Genomic DNA, 18752 nt, shown 5'->3' on the forward strand with positions numbered 1-18752 from the left:
GGAAAAAAAGAACGGGGGAAAATAGCATGACCTACATACCTATTAATTTTCAAGAAAAATTTGCAAAATTCCAAGAGCACTGGTCTCCAAAGGTAATTGCTGAGATGAATGAATATCAATTCAAACTGGTTAAAGTAATCGGAGATTTTGTATGGCATAAACATGATGATACAGATTAAGTGTTTATGGTGATTGAAGGGGAGCTTGTCATTGAATTTCGTGATGGAGAAGTAAGATTAAAGGAGGGTGAAATGTTTGTCGTACCACGCCAAGTTGAACATAAACCTTACGCTGCAGCCGAGTGTAAAATTTTGCTCGTAGAGCCTGCTGGGGTAGTAAATACGGGTGAGGAAAAAACTGCGCTTACTGCTGAAAATGATGTTTGGATTTAATGAATAAAACCCTTCTAGCATGTTGTTAGAAGGGTTTTCTATGTTAGTTTTCTTGTAGTAATTGTACTTGCGCTAAACGATCGACAGCTTCCTGAAGGATTTTCGCTGGTTGCACAAGTGCTAAGCGCAGATAACCTTGTCCTGCCGTTCCAAATACAGTACCTGGAACCGTAACAATGCCAACCTGCTCAATCAATTTAAAAGCGAGTTCGGTGCAATCCATATCATATGGATACTTTGCCCAAACAAACATCCCACCGTTAGAAGGTGCTGCGTCCCAACCTAGTGCCTGTAAGCCATTCATCAATGTTTGATGACGCTCAGAAAAGGTTGCACGTAGGCTTGCTGTAATTTCTTCAGCGTGATCGAGGGCAACGACAGCTGCATCTTGAATAGGCTCAAAAATACCGAAATCTAAATTCGATTTTAATTGCTTTAAAATCGCAATCATTTCAGCATTTCCTGCGATATAGGCAATCCGTGTTCCTGCCAAACTAAAGCTTTTGGAAAGGGAGTTAATTTCCATCCCTACTTCTTTTGCACCTGGTGTAGCAAGGAAGCTAATCGGTCCATCGCCCGTAAAATAAAACTCAGAATAGGCTGCATCATGCAGAACGATGATGTTATATTTTTTAGCAAAGGCAATCACTTTTTCAAAATATGCTAAGGATGGCATCGCTGGTACTGGATTTCCTGGTAAGTTTAAAATTAATAGCTTTGCTTTATGCGCAATATCTTCTGGTACAGCGTCTAAGTCTGGAAGGTAGTTGTTGTCAGCTGTTTGAGGCATGTAATAGGGTGTTGCACCAGCTAAGTGAATGCCTGCGTCATACGCAACGTATGCTGGGTTTGTCGATAGCACGATGTCTCCAGGATCACAAAAGGCCATTGGAAGATGCACTAAGCCTTCTTGAGAGCCAATTGTTTGAATGATTTCAGTAGTAGGATCTAAATCAACGCTGCTACGGCGCTTATAGTAGCGGCTGACAGCCTCATAAAAACGCTGTGTGCCTGTAAGTGTATAGCCATACGATTCAGCTAAACCTGCTCGATAAGATAGATGTTCGCGAATTTTGGCATGTGGAGGAAGATCGGGGCTTCCTAAGCTTAAGTCAATCAGAGTCATGCCCTTTGCCTGCTGCTCTCTCGCAAAATTTTTCAAATCTCCGAAAATTGCTGGTGTAAATAATGACATTTTTTTAGATGGTACGATTTTCAAGACTAGTACACTCCTTGTAGTTGTATAACAGAATAGTAGTTCACATTTTATCATACTAAAGCGAAGAAAGGGACAGATATTCTGAAAAAAGAAAATATTTATATAATGTAGAGGATGTGCGCATAGGCTAGCGAAAATGGATTGCCTAATGTTGGGGAAACCTACTGTAAATTCCGTAAATGTAGAAGTTGTATTATACTTACTATATAGTTTTTCAGTGGGAATCATGGAGTAAACCGATTCATCAAACATCTCTATCAAAGCATGAGGAACAGCTATAAAGATTAATTAGCATAAGAGGGGGGAGGACTTTGAAGGTATATTCGTTAAGTGGACCAAGCGGCACAGGAAAAAGCACTAGCGCTCTATCTTTTGCCCATAAAATTGGCGTACAGGCGATTATCGATGATGGATTACTCATTGTCAATGGCGTGAGAGTCGCAGGAGTTTCTGCTAAATTTGAAAAAAATACAATTACCGCTGTAAGGCGTGCCATTTTTACCGACCAGGAGCACCGTGAGGCAGTCAAGAAGGCGCTAGCAAGCCATCGAGTGGAGTCTATTTTACTAATTGGGACGTCAACGAAAATGACGAATAGTATTGCGAAGCAGCTGGAGCTAGGCGCTATCGAGCATTATTATGATGTGGAAGATATTCGTTCCTTTAAGGACATTCAAAAAGCTCGTTTTATTCGACAAACACAAGGGAAGCATGTTATGCCGATCCCTTACCGACAAGTTGAGCAAAATTTCTTTAAGCGACTGGTGCTAAAGGGAATGGAGATTTTTTCAACAAAACGTGAAAAGATTGGGGAAACAACCATTGTTCGTCCTGATTTTCAACGGGAGTATATTGAGATTAGTAATCATGTTTACGTCCAGCTACTTACGTATTGCTGTCAACAACAGGATTTTGTGCAAAAGGTGGAGCAAGTCCAATTTGTACTTGGTGAACAGGTCCAAGCTATTTTGTCCCTACAGGTAAGGCTACCGATTGATTATCCGTTAGCAGCACGTTTATATAACTTACAACAGGCGGTGCAGACGGAATTTTATCAGCATTTTGGCTATGAATTGGATGCTATCCACGTTCATGCCAAATCAGGTATCCAAAAGAAAAAATCATAAAAAACTCTTACTCCTGTCACTTTAGGAGTTATTTTGCACTTATTTCAATCGTATAAGGAAATATAAAAAAGCCCAATTTCTTAGCATAAAAATTGAGAAATTGGGCTTTTATCGTTGCTCGGGTTTAATATTTATTTGATTCCAATTACAAAACTGCCTCGTGCGGCTTCAACAAGTTATTGTTTGTTGTATGTAAAACTTTATATGTTGCTCTCAAAATATTGCTGATACCTGTTGAAATAAACTTTCTTTAATCAGCTTGATTTTTACGATGAACCTCAGTAAGATCTTTTAAATAATATAATGAATAGTCATCTCTAATATCCACTTCAAAAAAGTAATGATTTTTAGTTTCTATATCTTTAACTTCTATTTCAAACAAACCCATTCCTCTCATGTAATCGATTTCTTCAGGTTTTAAATTTTCTCTAGCAATGCCATAGTTAGTTTCCATATAGTTTTCCACATAGTTGTATACGATAGCGTTTCGAGATTTAGAATTAAAATAATTGTAATTAACAAAAATAACTACTATACAAAATAAAAGATTAAAGATAATTATTTTTTTCATTTACCTCTCCTTCCACCATATCAAGTATCAAGACTATATTTATTAATGATTTCCATTTTTTAAACTAGTAAAATGCGATTTTAGTGTCATTACCTAGCAATTTCAATATAATTGCAGAGTTAACGTTATATTTATATCACGTATAGTACTATTAGGAGCTAACGTTTGACCTCTAACATTGTACCTGTGGAAGCGTAGGTATTTCCAAGTCCAGGTGCAGGTACTCCTGTCGCCAGTGGGCGAGAAGAGTACCTATTTTTATTTGGGCTGACGCGTAAACTGTGGCTGGCGTTTTTCAACGAATGCTCGACAACCTTCTGCAAAATCATTGCCGACAAATGGCGTGGAGCCTTTCCATAAGGCTGGAACACTATCGAGGCATTCTTGGACAGACTGCTTTACTGCCAGTAAGGATTCAGGAGACATTCCCGCCACAAGCTTACCCATGCGGATCATGTATTTATTCAAATCCTTCTCTGCTACAAGATAATTGAGCATCCCAAGCTTATAGGCTTCCTCTGCTTTAAACATTCTTCCTGTAAACACTAAATCCTTTGTTGTGGCTGGGCCAACAAGCTGTACTAAACGCTGTGCAAATTTATTATTTAATGTAATCCCTAATTTACCAACAGGAATGCCCAGTTTGGCTTTGTCAGAGCCAATACGAATATCACAGGCTAATGCTAATTCCAAGCCAGCCCCCATTGCAGGCCCATTAATCACACCAATCGTAGGGATAGGCAAGCGCTCAATAGTGGAAATGGTCTTTTCCATATGTATAAACGCCTCTTCAGCCTTGTCGAGAGAAATGGCATTAAATTCTTTAATGTCAGAGCCAGCAGTGAAATTTTGTCCTGAGCCTCGTAAAATAAGGACTTTATTTTTGGGATTATCTAATACTTGCAGGGCAATTTTTGCTAATTGATCCCACATATTTGCGGTTAATGCATTCTTCGCCTGTGGTCGATGGATCGTAATAATTGCTAGCCCAGCAGTTTCTTGATAAATAATTTTTGCGTCTTCTGCTTCCAGTCGAGTCGTCTTTACTTGCATTTTAGAGAGCCCCCTACATATTTGTCTATACCATTATTATATAACACCATGAACGATAAACACGAAATTATACGAATTTTCATATAAAATTGCGTTGTTATACAAAAATAGATGGAATAAATAGCAATTGTCTTACAACAGGGGAATGGAATTTACTATTGTAAGAAAGCAAAAGATGTGAGAAACTAATAGTCGAACATTTGTTTCTTTACGATGCAAGAAGCACTTGAATGATGGGAGCATGTATGAATCTAAAATACAGATTATCCGACACTATATATTATTTAGAAAATAAAAACATACGCTCCACATATATAGTAAAATAAAACTAACTAACGCACAGCACACAAGGAGGGAGCCTATGGTCACACTCAAGGAAGCGTGGAACAGCTATATTTTGCTATTGCAGTCATTAAAAAAAAGTGCAGCAACGATGAAGCAATACAATATGGACGGGCAGCATTTTTTATCATTTGCCCATGAAAAAAATTACTTGTATGTAGATCACCACTTTCAAGAGTTATTACAAATCTATGGTCACTATTTAAAGGAAACCTATCACAATATCAATACGTTTAATCATAAAATAGCAACTATGCGTGGCTTTGTAGACTTTATTTTCCTACGAGAATGGATAGAGCCCTTTGATTATCAACATATTTTACAGCCGAGGAAAAGGCAAAAAGAGGCACTACAAGTACTTACAAATAAGCAAATCGGGCAAATGGCTAATGTTTGGCCTTTTTATTTTCAATATGCAAAAACAGCAGAGCATGCATGGCTGGCGAGACGCAATGGTTGTATTGTGCAGGTTTTGATGGAGACAGGGTGTAAGCCAGCTGAGCTTGTACGAATGAAGTGGTCGCATTTCCAAAAGGAAAAATCAACTCTTTATATTGCGAATCGAAATGGACGCCGCGAGGTAAAGTGTTCACCCTTACTTATGGACATGCTAGAACATTATCAGGAAGAAACAGAATCCATGCATGACAAAAAGGTAGAGGAATGGGTGTGGGTGAGTGAGGTAAGCATGACAAAGCCGATTACGACGAAGACAGTGGAACGTATTTTTCAAACGATGTCTAAAGATATTGGAAAAAACGTCAGAGCTACCGATTTGCGTTATACCGTTATGCAAAGGGCGTTTCAGGAAGAGAAAACATTGGAACATATTCAGCAAGAAATGGGCTATGTTCGCAAATGGGTACTAACAGAAAGACAACAGCGCTTTGAATAAAAAACGTGCAGGAATTGCGTGTTCTCGCCAATCCTGCACGTGTCAATAATGCTTATAAATGATTCAATGCTTTGACACTTACTTTTACGGTTAAATCATGCTTGCCTCCTGAATAAACCCCTTCAACAGGGCTTATATCACTATAATCTCGGCCAATACACAAAATAATATGGTTTTCTAATACTTCCACGTTATTGGTAGGATCCAGACCAATCCAGCCAATACCAGGTATCATGACTTCTACCCAAGCATGTGTTGCACTATCGCCGACGAGAGCTGAATTTTCATCGACATATAAATAACCACTAACATAGCGTGCAGGAATTCCTTTAGAACGTAATACACCCAGCATAACATGAGTGAAATCCTGGCATACTCCACGCTTTAGGGCAAATGCCTCACTAGCTGTTGTACTTACATCTGTTGCTGACGGGTCGTATTCAAAACTAGAGTATAAGTATTGCATTAAATTAAGCGAAAAGAGCACAGGATTTTCAGCATGGCCAATCGCATGAAAAACCTCCTCCAGCTGTTGCTCTGTCATATACGTAAAATGAGTTGCTTTTAAATAGGGAAGATAATGTTCATAAAATAGCTGTGAGTGAAAAATAGTCTGCATTTCGGGTGAATATTGAATACGATGAATAAATGGCGCACGCTGGATACTGACAATCGACGATGTATGAATTTCTAGTACTTGATGCTGCTCCGGGATATAAAATGAACCTACTGTATTTCCCCAAATATCCGTATGCTCACGGGTAAGAGAGGATGGAGTAATTGCAATTCGATAGGATAATAGCCGTTGACGCTCATCACTGCGTGGCTTTAAGCGAATCGTATTTAAACTTTGGTCGACTTCAGACTCATATTGAAAAATATTTGTATGTTGAATTTCAAATTTCATCGTGTCCGCTTCCTTCTGCTTACTGACTTGCCTGTTGAAAGGGAGCTGTGATGGATTCCTTTCAAGGTTGTACGCTGGGTTCATATAAATGATAGATTGTCGAGAATGTTTCGCTAAAGGCAATCCATTGACTCAATCTTTCCTCCATGATTGTAATAGCTTCCTCGACGCTCATTGTCCAAAAATCAAGATGATTGAATGCTAAAACAAAGCTTTTGATGGTCGAATGGAGCGTTAAACATTTTGGTGATAAAGGATCATGCTCGATGGACTGGAAAGCTTCTTCTAATTTCTTCAGACAAAACACGACCGAGCAAGGAACATGTTCATCCTGCCATAAATATCGAATGCCCAATAATAAATTTGTTTGGCGATGCTTCTGCAAAAAGGATTCTTTTGCGGCAGCAAGCTCTAATAAAAATGTACCATCCATCTCATGAAGGGATTGGCCTGTTATTTTCTGTTGCTCGAGAATAATTAACGACATCCGCATCGTTTTTTCTGCTCTTTCCAGCCATTTCCCAATTTCCATGAAATAAAAGGGGAGATCGCGATCCATTGTGCCCTCGACCAGTCCAGTCACCATCCACAATGTCTTCCGCACTTCCTGTAAAAAAGCTTGAAGATCAATTAACGGGATTGGTCGATCCATTGTTAGTATGTCCTGCTGCTTCGTTAAATAAAAGGCATTTTGTATTTCCCATAGCTCCGCAGGTAGACGATCTCTTGTCACTCGGGCATTTTCTCGAATGGCACGTAAGGTAGCAAGGAGGGCGTTGCCATTTTTCTCGGAAAACAATAGATAATCAATTAATGGATTAACACGTAATGCTGTATAATTAGCTAAATACTCCTCCTTCGAGGCACAAATATTTAAAACAGCCTCCCAATGATCAATATAATCATGTTCTTGCCCAGATTGCTCCAACATATTCAACAGCTGTACCTGTAATATATGTGTATTGGTTTGTGTGCGTTCACTATACCGTGCCATCCAGTATAACGCGTCGGCTACTCGACTCAGCATGCTGCACCTCCTCCTTTAAAATCCATGTGTCCTTAGCACCGCCGCCCTGCGATGAATTGACCACAAGTGAACCTTCTTGTAAGGCCACTCGTGATAATCCACCTGGCAATACATAACAATCCTCACCCTTCATGGCAAACACACGTAAATCCACATGGCAAGGATAAAACCGCCCATTTTGAAAGGCTGGTGCTCTGGACAATTTTATGGTTGGTTGAGCAATATATTGGCATGGATGCTTCATTATTTTTCCCTTAAACAGAGCGATTTCTTCCTCACTTGCATGGGGACCAATGAGCATATCATAGCCCCCGGAGGCACTTACATTTTTAATGACTAGCTCCTGAATATGCTCTAATACCCATGCTCGCTGTTGCTCATCTTCTAAATGATAGGTTTTCACATTCGGTAATATAGGCTCTTCTTGAAGGTAATAGCGAATCATATCAGGCACATAGGCATACATCGCCTTATCATCTGCCACTCCATTGCCAACAGCATTTAAAATGGCCACATTGCCAGCTTGGTAAACTGCCATTAAATGAGGGACACCTAACAAAGAGTCCTCACGAAATGCAATCGGATCTAAAAAATCATCATCAATCCGGCGATAAATAATATCGATTTGTTGTAAACCGTAAATGGTTTTCATATAAACCTTCAAATCCTGTACGACCAAATCGCGGCCCTCTACTAGTTGAATCGTTAAATGCTGAGCTAAAAATACGTGATCATAATAGGCTGAGTTGTACATACCTGCTGTTAGCAGCACCGCTTTTGGTTCTCGTCCTTCCTCCATAGTAGGTGGACGATGAGCAAGCAGTGCTTTTTTCATGTTAGCCATCTGCTTATCCAGAGATAAAATAGTATGCTTAGAGAAAAATTCAGGATACACCTCCTTCATGACGTCACGGTTTTCAAAAACATAAGAAATGCCAGAAGGATTCCGTAAATTATCTTCCAGCACGAAATATTCACCATTCTCATCCCGTATTAAATCAATACCTGCTAAAAATATATGATTAGCAATTGGTACCTTAAGTCCATGCATGATTGGTGAGAAATATGGATTATTTTCTACCAACTGTCTAGGAATATAGCCATCACGAATGATTCTTTGTTCATCATACACATCTTGTAAAAATAAGTTCAGCGCTTCCACACGTTGCTTGACGCCTACCTCAATAATTGCCCACTGTGTTTGAGGAATAATGATAGGGACACAATCAAAGGGCATGGTCCTTTCGGTTCCACCTTGTGCACCATAGACAGTAAAAGTAATTCCTTGTCTGAGAAAGCTTGCTTGTGCTTGCCGATATTTCTCTTCAAGTTGCTCCTGAGAAAAAATGGATAGCTTATGATGAAAAGATCGATAATGGGGCTTTGGTTGATTGCCATCAAACATTTCATCGAAAAACAGACTAGAATCATATAAATTCATCCTATGAATCCCTCCGAATTTGAGTAGTAATAAAAACATGGTACACTGTGAGTAAATACATAAAAGGAGCTAACATTCATGACAATCATTAATCTAATGCAAGCTTATGAACTTGATAAACTATCTAAATTAAATTATTCAGACGAAGAGATTTTGCGTGCTTTACGGGCGGGGGATGTATCAGCTTGGCAGGAACAAGTCCCAAACTATGAATTTAGTGAAACAATGGCACTTTTCCAGGATGGCGAACAAGAGTTCTTAGATGCGTTACATGGCCATTATCGAATTAAGTATGTAACATTGCCTGGCGTCCAACGTTTATTGCATCTACGCTTTAATCTTGAAGAAGGGGTAGATTACCAACTTTTAGAAAATGGTATCCAACATTTGATGTGTGATGAGGAAACGGTCACAAAACTACAGCAAATGTTATCGACGAACTGGTCACTTACAAAACAAGGTGATGAGAAGTACTCGGTTTTTGTAAAATAGTCAATTTATCCAAATAATCCCATGCGTGTTGTGAGACGAATCGACATGGGTAGTTACCCACCTTTCTAATTTTCGAGTCGCCTCACAAACCAATAGAAGTATACTAGATTTTAATATTCATCGAACGTCAACTTTATACCTAAAAACCAGTAACTGTCACAATTCTTTTCTTATTTAGTCAAAGGATTCCCTTTAAAAAAAGGGGATCTTTTTTTATTTGTATACACCGAATGTATGTTCTTAATAATAGGAAAATGACCTATTTGTCCAGATAAAGTTCCCAAATTTATATTTGGGAACGTTTTTTATGGTAAAATAGAGCAAATAGAGGTGATTGGAATGCAAAAAACAAAACTACCAAAAATCATGAAGGACTTTCTTGTTTATTTAACGACTATCAAAGGAAAGTCCCAGCGCACAAGAAAAGAATACGAATATGATTTGTCTTTATTTTTCCGTTTCCATACAGCTGTTCAGGAGGATCTGAATATAGAAAATTTAGCAGCAATTGATATTGCCACTATTTCAATAGAAGAAATTCGAGAGATTACATTGGAGGACCTTTATTACTTTATGGAATACTGTGAGGTACAGCGTGGTAATTCTGCAGCTTCAAGAGCACGTAAGGTGGCGACATTAAAATCCTTTTTCAAATATTTAAAAGGCAAACGGCGACTTATTGAGGAAAACCCAGCAGAGGAATTAGAATCGCCGAAAATTGGTCGAAAAAGACCTATCTATATGAATTTTCGAGAAGCTACACAATTTATAGATGGCATACCAGTCAATCAGGCGTCACCAAGAAATTACTGTATGATGATGTTTTTCTTAAACTTAGGAATTCGTGTGACAGAGCTATGCCAGCTCAATATTACATCGATACAGGGACGTCATTTAACTGTTGTCGGGAAGGGTAATAAGGAGCGAACTGTCTATTTGAATGATAGCTGTATGCAGGCACTAGCAGACTATGAAAATAGTGGGAAAACACCGTATAAAGGGAACGGAGATGAGCCTCTTTTTGTTTCACAAAAGGGAACACGTTTTACGCGTCAAACGGTTGCCAAAATCGTGAAACGTATTAATCAGCAATCAGGTCTTCAAAAGGAGCGGCTTACACCACATAAGCTGCGCCATACTTCTGCAACAATGATGTATAAAGCTGGTGCTGATATTAGAAGCTTGCAGCATATTTTAGGGCATTCAAGTGTAGCAACCACTCAAATTTATACACATATTGAGGATGAGCAGCTACAGCAGGTTTTAGAAAACAATCCATTTAATATGGTGCAGGAAAGATGATTTACAGCCATCTCTGTCGAATATAATGGTATAACGAATAAAGGGGGTAGCGTATGCTATTATTAGCAAAGAATCAATTTGATGCTACAAGAGAGCAATTACTTCAGGAGATTAACCTTTTAAGTGATGCAGAATTTAATAGCAAGCCAGATGCACAAAGTTGGAGTATTGCACAAATCTGTCATCATCTTATTTTAGTAGAGGAAGCCACTAAGAAGGCTATTACTTGGGGCTTAACATCACAAGAACAATTGGCTCCTGAACGAAAGGATATGGGACTGCTGTTAGACCGTACACGAAAAATTCAAGCACCAAACATAGTGGAACCTTCGGAAGAGCCCTTCCAGGTTCAAAGGATGCTGGAATTGTTAGCAACCACAAGAGCGGACTTCCTGGGATTTTTAGATACCATTGAGGATGCGGATGCTTTAACCAAGCGTACAATGAAGCATCCGGCTCTTGGTGAATGTCCACTCGATCAATGGATTGAGCAGATTTATCTTCATGAACAACGGCATATTCAACAAATTCAGGAAATAAAAAATAGCTGACAACAGACTCCATATTGATGTGAAAACCCATCTATCCTTTAAGCAGATAGATGGGTAATTTTTTGCGTGTTTATATTTAATCATTCTTTTCCATTTATGTCAGTGTAAATGGCTTTAGCTGTACTGTCCACATACTCAGCAAAAAGCACACTCCCATGGCTATAGGGTTCCATGAGAGGGTCAGTATCCAACAAGTGATGCCAGTGCGCGAATCGGAACGCAAAGATAGTTACGGTCCATTAGAGGATGTACATCCTTCTTTATAAATTCATCATGGACAAAAACTCCAATAGCTAGAGGCGCTGCGAGTGTAGGTGTATTGGCTATCATTTCAAAGCCTAATATTAAAATGATTTCTTCTTCAAAGTGTTTATCTCCCGTAATCAAAAGGTTTAGAAGGCATCGTTATTTTACCATTGAATACCGTAAAACACGCCTTATTTTGGAAACACTACGTTCATAAGCGCAAAGCGATGCAAGCTTGTGGCGATTTTTTTCTATCATAAATACTTGACGTTCCTCATAATCTGTTATATATTAAATAAAAATAAAAACAACTGTTATAAAACAGATTGAACCAAGGAGGAACTTTTCATGTCAAAGTATCGAGATGGGTATGAATTTTATTGTGAAATGTGTGAGCGTTATGGGCTAGAACCAATTTCTTTCCGCTATTATGTATTACAGCTATCACAGCAGCAGCTTTCTGCCTATAATATGCAAGCGAAGCAATTAGGAATTTAAAAGGATATGGTTATGATGGAAGCCGACACGAATATTTTATGAAAAGCCCAGCCATACTAAGTAAAATGGACTGGGCTTTCATCTTTTTGAAACTAATTTCAGAACATTCATTGATTTCTAAAGTAGAGATGTAGATAGATTATCAAAATAAAATACAGTTATAGTTCCAGGAAAAGTAGCTCAAGTGAAAGGAAGAATTAAAGATGACTGATTATCGAGAAGGCTATGAATTTTATCGACATATATGCGAGGAGCATGGATTAGAGCCCATTAATTTTCACTATTATATATTAAATTTATCGCAAGAGCAGTTAAATGCTTATAATGAGCATGCTAAAACATCTGGAGGATCAATAGAATATGAGGTCTCCTAACTATTAAAATGCCTTACTGCTCATAAGTGACAGTAAGGCATTTTTGTCTAATCAATTTTAAATTCTGAACAATTTATACGTTATTAGTTTTTTGTATTTAATAGAGAAATAGCCTAAGGAAAATACTATCAATAGTACAAAAGTATTTAAAAACCTTAAAATTAGACAATTTTTTTGAGTTAATAATAACTAATATTTGTATTTTATATCAAAAACTATTCCAACCTTCCTGTGAATGATTGCATATTTGGGTTGAATTAACTGCTTTTCTAAGACTATAATATAATTACAGAAAAAAGGGCGATATACCACAACTTTATACCTCGCTGTAAAATAAAGCAAAAGTACCAAACCCTTCATATTTTAATGAATGGAGAATGAGAATGATGAATATCACGCCTAGTAGTAATCAAATGAACTACAGTCTTAAAGAATTGCAAGATATTTTTTCCGCTATGAATAGTTCCATTATTGTGGCAATTACAGATCGTACCGGAAAAATTACTTTTGTTAATGATCATTTTTGTAAAATTTCGAAGTATACGCGTGAAGAATTAGTAGGCCAAGATCACCGTTTACTGAACTCAGGCTATCATCCTAAATCTTTCTTTAGAGAGATGTGGAGAACAATTGGAAATGGTGATATGTGGAATGGCGAGGTTTGCAATCGTGCGAAAGATGGCAGTTTATATTGGGTGAAGACTACTATTTTCCCATTCCTTGATGAGCGGGGAAAGCCCTATCAGTATATCGCTATACGCGTCGATATTACAGCGCAAAAGGATATTAAAAAAATTACCCACATAGCCTATCACGATGAATTAACAGGTCTACCAAATCGTCGTAAATTAGAACAGCGTTTAGAAAATGAATTCCATCAATCTCGACGTTCAGGAGAAAAATTTGCGTTATTTTTCATTGATGTGAATCGTTTTAAACACATTAACGATGGACTTGGTCATATTATCGGTGATATGTTTTTAGTGGAAATGTCGAATCGTTTGAGAAATATTGATTATACCTCTAATTCTTTTTATCGTCACAATAGTGATGAATTTGTCATGATTTTAAATGATGTGAATCGTATAGAGGAAATGGCCAAGGAAATAATAGGTGTCTTTAATGAAAGCTTTGTCGTAGATAACTATGAATTTTATGCGAGTATTAGTATTGGCATTAGTATTTTCCCAGATCACGCAAACACGGTAGAAGAATTACTGAAAAATGCTGATATTGCCATGTATGCTGCTAAATCTACGCGAGGAAATCAATATCGCCTTTACCGTGACAATATGGATGAAGCGAACGATAAATGGCTTTTACTAGAAACAAAATTACATCAAGCTTTAAAAAACGATCTTTTAGAATTACATTATCAGCCCAAAATCGATTTAAAAACAGACACAATTATTGGTATGGAGGCTTTATTGCGCTGGTATGATCCCGAATTAGGGCATATTCCGCCAGATCGATTTATTCCATTTGCTGAAGAATGTGGACTCATTAATGATATTGGGGTATGGGTGCTAGGTAAAGCCAGTGCACAGGCTAAACTTTGGAATGAATCCCATAATCTCAGATTACGTGTAGCAGTTAATATTTCACCCATTCATATTAGTACTTCTGGCTTTGTAGAGATGGTGAAGGATGTTATTGCAGAAACAGGCATTGATCCTCAATTATTAGAAATTGAAATTACCGAAATGAGCATGCTCGATTATACAGAAGATCTAATTAATACAATTAATCAATTGAGAGCTCTTGGGATTACGATCTCCTTAGATGATTTCGGGACAGGCTATTCTTCACTAAATTACTTAAAAAAATTCCCTGTGGATGTACTTAAAATTGATCGTGCTTTCGTGCGTGATATCGTTCCTGAAAAATCAGGCATCGCGATGATTTCGGCGATGATTTCTTTAGCTCATGCGCTCAACCTACAAGTAGTTGCTGAAGGTGTCGAGGAGGAGGCTGAATTAAACGTACTTCGCGAGCATGGCTGCGAGTATGTGCAGGGCTATTATTTTAGCAAGCCTCTTTCTGTCGAGGATTTTACAAATGTTATTGTCCAGTCGTTCACTAATAGCTCCAGTTATTAATTGCTATTTATGAATGATTTTGCTAAAGTGAAAGATAATATACATGACAATTTGATGATGTGGCCAAGTAAGTTAGAATAGTGAAACAGAAAATATAGCATTTGCTGAGAGCTATATCACCGCTTCTTTACTGAACACCTACCACGGAGAAGTTATGAAAACATAACCGAGTCGTTTTCGTTACTAAACGCTAGAGGGTTTTAAGCTTAGCTTAAAGCTAAATTCAAGGTGGTACCACGTCATTCCAGCACAAAGACGTCCTTTATACAAGGACAGCTTTGTGCTTTTTTAATTCAGGAAATCGAATACTTAAAAAAATGGAGGTAAGTACGATGTCAAAACAACTAGAAGATTTTTCAAAATGGTATATCGAAACCATTCAAAAAGCAGATTTAATGGATTATACGCCAGTTCGTGGCTGCATCGCCTTTAAACCAGATGGCTACGAAATTTGGGAGCATATACAGGAGGAAATGGACCGTCGTTTTAAAGACACAGGCCATCGTAATGCGTATTTTCCTATGTTAATTCCTGAATCCTTCTTCCAAAAGGAAAAGGATCATATTGAAGGATTCTCACCTGAGCTTCCTTGGGTGACAGAAGCAGCAGGTGAAAAATTAGAAGAACGCTTAGCACTTCGTCCAACATCTGAGACGATGATTGGCCACCTTTATTCAAATTGGATTAAAAGCTACCGTGACCTACCTGTTCTCATTAATCAATGGGCAAATGTCTTCCGATGGGAAAAGAAAACATTGCCTTTCATTCGTACCTCAGAATTCCTTTGGCAGGAAGGGCATACGGCCCATATAGATGAGGAAGATGCACGTAAAGAAACGATGCAAATGCTAGACATTTATAAAGAAGTGGTGGAACAAGTTCTAGCAATTCCAGTCTATGATGGACAAAAAACGCCATCTGAACGTTTTGCAGGAGCTGTCGATACGTATTCAATTGAGGCGATGATGAAAAATGGGAAGGCTGTGCAAGCAGGTACGTCCCATTATTTAGGAACAAAATTTGCGGAAGCCTTTAACATAAAATATTTAAATAAAGCGAATCAGCACGAATATGTCCACACAACATCTTGGGGGACATCTACACGTTTAATTGGTTCAGTCATTATGGTACACGGTGACGAGCAAGGACTAATTTTACCGCCTCGAATTGCTCCAACCCAAGTAGTGTTAATTCCAGTAGGACCATGGAAAAAGAATCCTCAAATTATGGAGCAGCTGGATGCAATTTTTGCGGCTTTAAAAGCGAAGGGGATTCGCGTGCGACTTGATGATTCAGACCAATCGCCAGGCTTTAAATTCAATGAATGGGAACTAAAAGGAGTGCCTGTTCGTATTGAATTGGGACCACGAGATCTTGAAAACAATCAAGCGCTACTGAAAGCGCGTGATGAGGATGAAAAACAAACGATTGAATTAGCGACTGTTGTGGCAGCTATTGAGGAAGAATTGACGACCATGCAAGCACGTTTACTAGAAAAGGCTCGTCAATTCCGAAACGAAAATACACATTCTACGATTGATACACTGCCACAATTACAGCAGCACATTGAAACAGCTAAAGAAAACGGCTCTATTCCGGGCTGGGTACTTGCTGGATGGTGTGGGAAGGATGTATGTGAGGAAAAAGTGAAGGAAGAAACAAAATACACAACTCGCAATATTCCATTCAATCCGCCAACAATAAAAACGACTTGTATTTGCTGTGGAAATGAAGCAAAACATACGGTTTGGTTTGCCCAAGCATATTAATAGTACACTAACCCCTGAACGAAAACTCAGGGGTTTTGTTCTTCTATGTGAAGAAATTGAATACATGCTCCAACGAATGAATCTCGGCATATGGCTGAATATCCGTGTCATTTTTGCGCATGGATGGATTAAACCATATGCCCTTTATATGTGCCTGTTGACACCCACCAATATCCTTTACTAAGTCATCCCCAATGAAAAGAGTATTCTCTGGTTTTACATTAAGTCTTTTTAAGGCAATTTCAAAGATCCGTCCATCTGGCTTACTCCATCCTACTTCCTCAGAAATAATGACCGTATCAAAATAGCGGTCTAAATTCGTATAGGATATTTTAGCTTTTTGTCTTTCTACGGAGCCGATGTTAAAACTTTATAAATTCTTACAAAATAAATTGTAATTATAAGGTTAAATTCCCTGTTCAACGAGTCCCGCCTTGCCAAAGCTACTACGGTTTGATATAACTCTCCGAGGGCTTAAATTCCCGTGCATCACACGGTACATATCTAGGATTTAGTTTGGAGTTAAGCTTCCTAGATTGAATAATTCGCTAAATTGATTGAAGCATTCAAATCACGGTCGATTTTCAATCCACAATCGCACCTGTAAACACGGTCTTTCAGTTTCAAATCAGATTTAATTTGACCGCAACAAGAACACATTTTAGACGATGGGAACCATCTGTCTGCCACTGTCACATCAATACCAAGATAAAATTTGGCTTTGTATTCGAGTTGTCTTCTAAATTCGAAAAACTTTTGATTTGCGACCAATTTTGCCAAGTGTTTGTTCTTCATCATGCCCTTGACATTTAAGTCTTCAACGACTATCTTGCTTGGTTTTTGCTTGATAATCGTCTTTGTAGCTTGATGAAGGTGATTGTCCCTAATGTTCGTCAATCGTCTGTCTACTCGCTTGCGAAGCCTCTCTAATTTTAAAATATTATGGGTCTTCACAAACTTCTTGCCATCTTTGTTTGCCTCGTATTTTCTACTGATTTTATGGGACATCCGCCGATGCTTCTTCTCCAAACGCTTGACTTCACGTTTTTTGTTGATGTTGTCGAAGCTCAAACCTTCCACGTTGGTAACAGCCAGTTCTTTAATTCCCAAGTCAATACCGATGGATAAATCTTGGTTAGGTGTCCAGTATTCTTCTGGGGTTTCAATCCCACAAGTCAGATACCAGTTCTTGTTATCGTATCCGACACGGACGTTGGAGACCTTGATTCTATCCTTTTTGTAATTTCCTTGAGGCAGTCTTCCTTCGTCTTTCATCTTGACGAAGCCTATCTTTTCGAGATAAACCTTGTTCCCGTAGACTTTCAGCTTACGCTCATCATGATAGAAGGAAGGCTTTGACTTGGACTTTTTCTTGAACTGAGGGTAGCCTGCATCGGGGAACGGGATTCCTTTTTTAAGGTTTTCCCGAAACACCTTGAATGCCTTGGTCATATCTTGGAATACGTTACGCCAAGCGTCAGCGCTGATTTCACCTAGCCATAGATAATCATTATTGGATTTCTTGGCATCAGTAATCATCTGCCTAGCCTGAGCTGTGGAGACGCTATTTCCTTTTTCGTATTCGTCTTTGATATAACCAAGACCAACATTCCAAGCGCCCCTTGCGTGGTTGGCTGTTTTCCATAACATCGACTCTTGTTCTTTCGTGGGATAGAGCTTGATTTTAATGGCTTTAATCATCTTTTTTCAGCTCCTTAATCAGTTCCATAGTTTTCTTGGAACGTTTCCCTTGGAGCTTGCAACTGAACACTGTGATAATCTGAACCAAATCCTCAACGACTTCCTCCTGTTCGGATTTCTCATTGTGGTCGATGATTTCGATGCTCACATTGTTCTTGTCGCAAATGTTTTTGATGAGTTCGTAGCCGAATCGGACAAGCCTATCCTTGTAAAGAACAACGATTTTAGAGACTTTCTTATCCATTACCAAATCAATCACTTCATTTAAGCCTTTCTTGTTGTAATGGATACCACTTCCGATATCAGTCACGATTTTAAAAGGCTTTCCTTGCGCCAACAGATACGTCTTCATGTTCTGAACCTGTCGCTCCAAATCTGCTTGCTGCTTCTTGGAGCTGACACGGCAATAACCAACCACAATCTTTTCCTCGGCTATCTTCCCGAGTTGCTCTTGTAATTGTTCTTCTGAATAATACCTATAGCCTGTATCTGGGTTCACGTAGGCGGGTTTCAACTTGCCTTCTTTATCCCAGTTACGCAAAGTCTGAGGATTGACATCAATAAGGTCAGCGAATTTTCTTATCGAATATCTTTGCATTACAATCACCTCTAAAGTAATCATCACACAAATACCTTAAAATATCACAACTATTTTATAAAGTTTTAACCGTTCACTATCAAACGCAACTTTGACAGCAGTTCTCTTATGAACTTCTCATGCTTTCACATGAGCGCAGACTATATGT

At 38.5% G+C, this 18752-nt stretch carries 17 protein-coding genes and 2 pseudogenes; 10 read left to right on the top strand and 9 right to left on the bottom strand.

Features of this window, described 5'->3' with window-relative positions; all coding sequences use genetic code 11:
• Positions 1-26: 26 nt before the first annotated feature.
• Positions 27-392 (top strand): annotated as a pseudogene (locus A2J09_RS07160) (cupin domain-containing protein).
• A gap of 43 nt (positions 393-435) precedes the next feature.
• Here the strand turns inward: A2J09_RS07160 and A2J09_RS07165 are convergent.
• Positions 436-1611: an aminotransferase class I/II-fold pyridoxal phosphate-dependent enzyme gene (locus tag A2J09_RS07165; RefSeq protein ID WP_012294462.1), complete on the bottom strand. Its 1176-nt coding sequence runs from the start codon at positions 1609-1611 to the stop codon at positions 436-438.
• A 311-nt stretch (positions 1612-1922) separates the two neighbouring features.
• Between A2J09_RS07165 and A2J09_RS07170 the strand changes: the two genes are divergently transcribed.
• The gene (locus tag A2J09_RS07170) at positions 1923-2738 is read left to right on the top strand and encodes an ATP-binding protein (protein WP_012294463.1); all 816 of its coding nucleotides are present in this window, start codon (positions 1923-1925) and stop codon (positions 2736-2738) included.
• A 250-nt stretch (positions 2739-2988) separates the two neighbouring features.
• Here the strand turns inward: A2J09_RS07170 and A2J09_RS07175 are convergent, their stop codons facing one another.
• Both A2J09_RS07175 and A2J09_RS07180 read right to left on the bottom strand, forming a co-directional pair.
• Entirely contained in the window at positions 2989-3309 is a 321-nt protein-coding gene (locus tag A2J09_RS07175; RefSeq protein WP_031415877.1) for a hypothetical protein, read from the bottom strand.
• A gap of 258 nt (positions 3310-3567) precedes the next feature.
• Entirely contained in the window at positions 3568-4362 is a 795-nt protein-coding gene (locus tag A2J09_RS07180) for an enoyl-CoA hydratase/isomerase family protein (protein ID WP_012294465.1), read from the bottom strand.
• A gap of 361 nt (positions 4363-4723) precedes the next feature.
• On the opposite strand from A2J09_RS07180, the gene A2J09_RS07185 reads away from it, so the two are divergent.
• On the top strand, positions 4724-5599 hold the full coding sequence (locus A2J09_RS07185) for a tyrosine-type recombinase/integrase (RefSeq protein WP_012294466.1): 876 nt from the start codon (positions 4724-4726) through the stop codon (positions 5597-5599).
• A gap of 52 nt (positions 5600-5651) precedes the next feature.
• On the opposite strand, the gene A2J09_RS07190 is transcribed toward A2J09_RS07185, so the two are convergent.
• From A2J09_RS07190 to A2J09_RS07200, 3 genes are all read right to left on the bottom strand, one after another.
• On the bottom strand, positions 5652-6506 hold the full coding sequence (locus A2J09_RS07190; protein ID WP_012294467.1) for a transglutaminase family protein: 855 nt from the start codon (positions 6504-6506) through the stop codon (positions 5652-5654).
• A 61-nt stretch (positions 6507-6567) separates the two neighbouring features.
• Complete coding sequence (locus tag A2J09_RS07195; protein WP_080695199.1) at positions 6568-7533, bottom strand: alpha-E domain-containing protein; 966 nt, start codon at positions 7531-7533, stop codon at positions 6568-6570.
• Complete coding sequence (locus A2J09_RS07200; RefSeq protein ID WP_012294469.1) at positions 7487-8974, bottom strand: circularly permuted type 2 ATP-grasp protein; 1488 nt, start codon at positions 8972-8974, stop codon at positions 7487-7489. Before A2J09_RS07200 ends, A2J09_RS07195 begins: the two co-directional genes overlap by 47 nt.
• A 78-nt stretch (positions 8975-9052) precedes the next feature.
• Between A2J09_RS07200 and A2J09_RS07205 the strand changes: the two genes are divergently transcribed.
• From A2J09_RS07205 to proS, 7 genes are all read left to right on the top strand, one after another.
• Positions 9053-9466: a hypothetical protein gene (locus A2J09_RS07205; protein ID WP_036161672.1), complete on the top strand. Its 414-nt coding sequence runs from the start codon at positions 9053-9055 to the stop codon at positions 9464-9466.
• Between the two features lie 339 nt (positions 9467-9805).
• Entirely contained in the window at positions 9806-10768 is a 963-nt protein-coding gene (locus A2J09_RS07210) for a tyrosine recombinase XerC (RefSeq protein WP_012294471.1), read from the top strand.
• Positions 10769-10821: 53 nt separating this feature from the next.
• Positions 10822-11319 carry a DinB family protein gene (locus A2J09_RS07215; RefSeq protein ID WP_012294472.1) on the top strand — a complete coding sequence of 166 codons (498 nt, stop codon included), beginning with the start codon at positions 10822-10824 and terminating at the stop codon, positions 11317-11319.
• A 594-nt stretch (positions 11320-11913) separates the two neighbouring features.
• Positions 11914-12063: a hypothetical protein gene (locus A2J09_RS07220; protein ID WP_004230023.1), complete on the top strand. Its 150-nt coding sequence runs from the start codon at positions 11914-11916 to the stop codon at positions 12061-12063.
• A gap of 203 nt (positions 12064-12266) precedes the next feature.
• Complete coding sequence (locus A2J09_RS07225; RefSeq protein WP_012294474.1) at positions 12267-12437, top strand: hypothetical protein; 171 nt, start codon at positions 12267-12269, stop codon at positions 12435-12437.
• A 383-nt stretch (positions 12438-12820) separates the two neighbouring features.
• Complete coding sequence (locus A2J09_RS07230) at positions 12821-14536, top strand: putative bifunctional diguanylate cyclase/phosphodiesterase (protein WP_227256846.1); 1716 nt, start codon at positions 12821-12823, stop codon at positions 14534-14536.
• Between the two features lie 332 nt (positions 14537-14868).
• Positions 14869-16305 carry a proline--tRNA ligase gene (gene proS / locus A2J09_RS07235; protein ID WP_036161675.1) on the top strand — a complete coding sequence of 479 codons (1437 nt, stop codon included), beginning with the start codon at positions 14869-14871 and terminating at the stop codon, positions 16303-16305.
• Between the two features lie 43 nt (positions 16306-16348).
• Here proS and A2J09_RS22875 read toward each other — a convergent pair.
• The 3 genes and pseudogenes from A2J09_RS22875 to A2J09_RS07245 form a co-directional block, all read right to left on the bottom strand.
• A pseudogene (locus tag A2J09_RS22875) lies at positions 16349-16663 on the bottom strand (HAD family hydrolase); the annotation flags it as partial.
• Between the two features lie 173 nt (positions 16664-16836).
• On the bottom strand, positions 16837-18006 hold the full coding sequence (locus tag A2J09_RS07240; RefSeq protein ID WP_012294477.1) for an RNA-guided endonuclease InsQ/TnpB family protein: 1170 nt from the start codon (positions 18004-18006) through the stop codon (positions 16837-16839).
• Positions 17999-18604, bottom strand: a complete 606-nt coding sequence (locus A2J09_RS07245) for an IS607 family transposase (RefSeq protein ID WP_036161677.1) — start codon at positions 18602-18604, stop codon at positions 17999-18001. The genes A2J09_RS07240 and A2J09_RS07245 overlap by 8 nt, the downstream gene beginning before the upstream one ends.
• Positions 18605-18752: the final 148 nt, after the last annotated feature.

It is taken from the genome of Lysinibacillus sphaericus (assembly GCF_001629735.1).
GTDB classification, from domain to species: domain Bacteria; phylum Bacillota; class Bacilli; order Bacillales_A; family Planococcaceae; genus Lysinibacillus; species Lysinibacillus pinottii.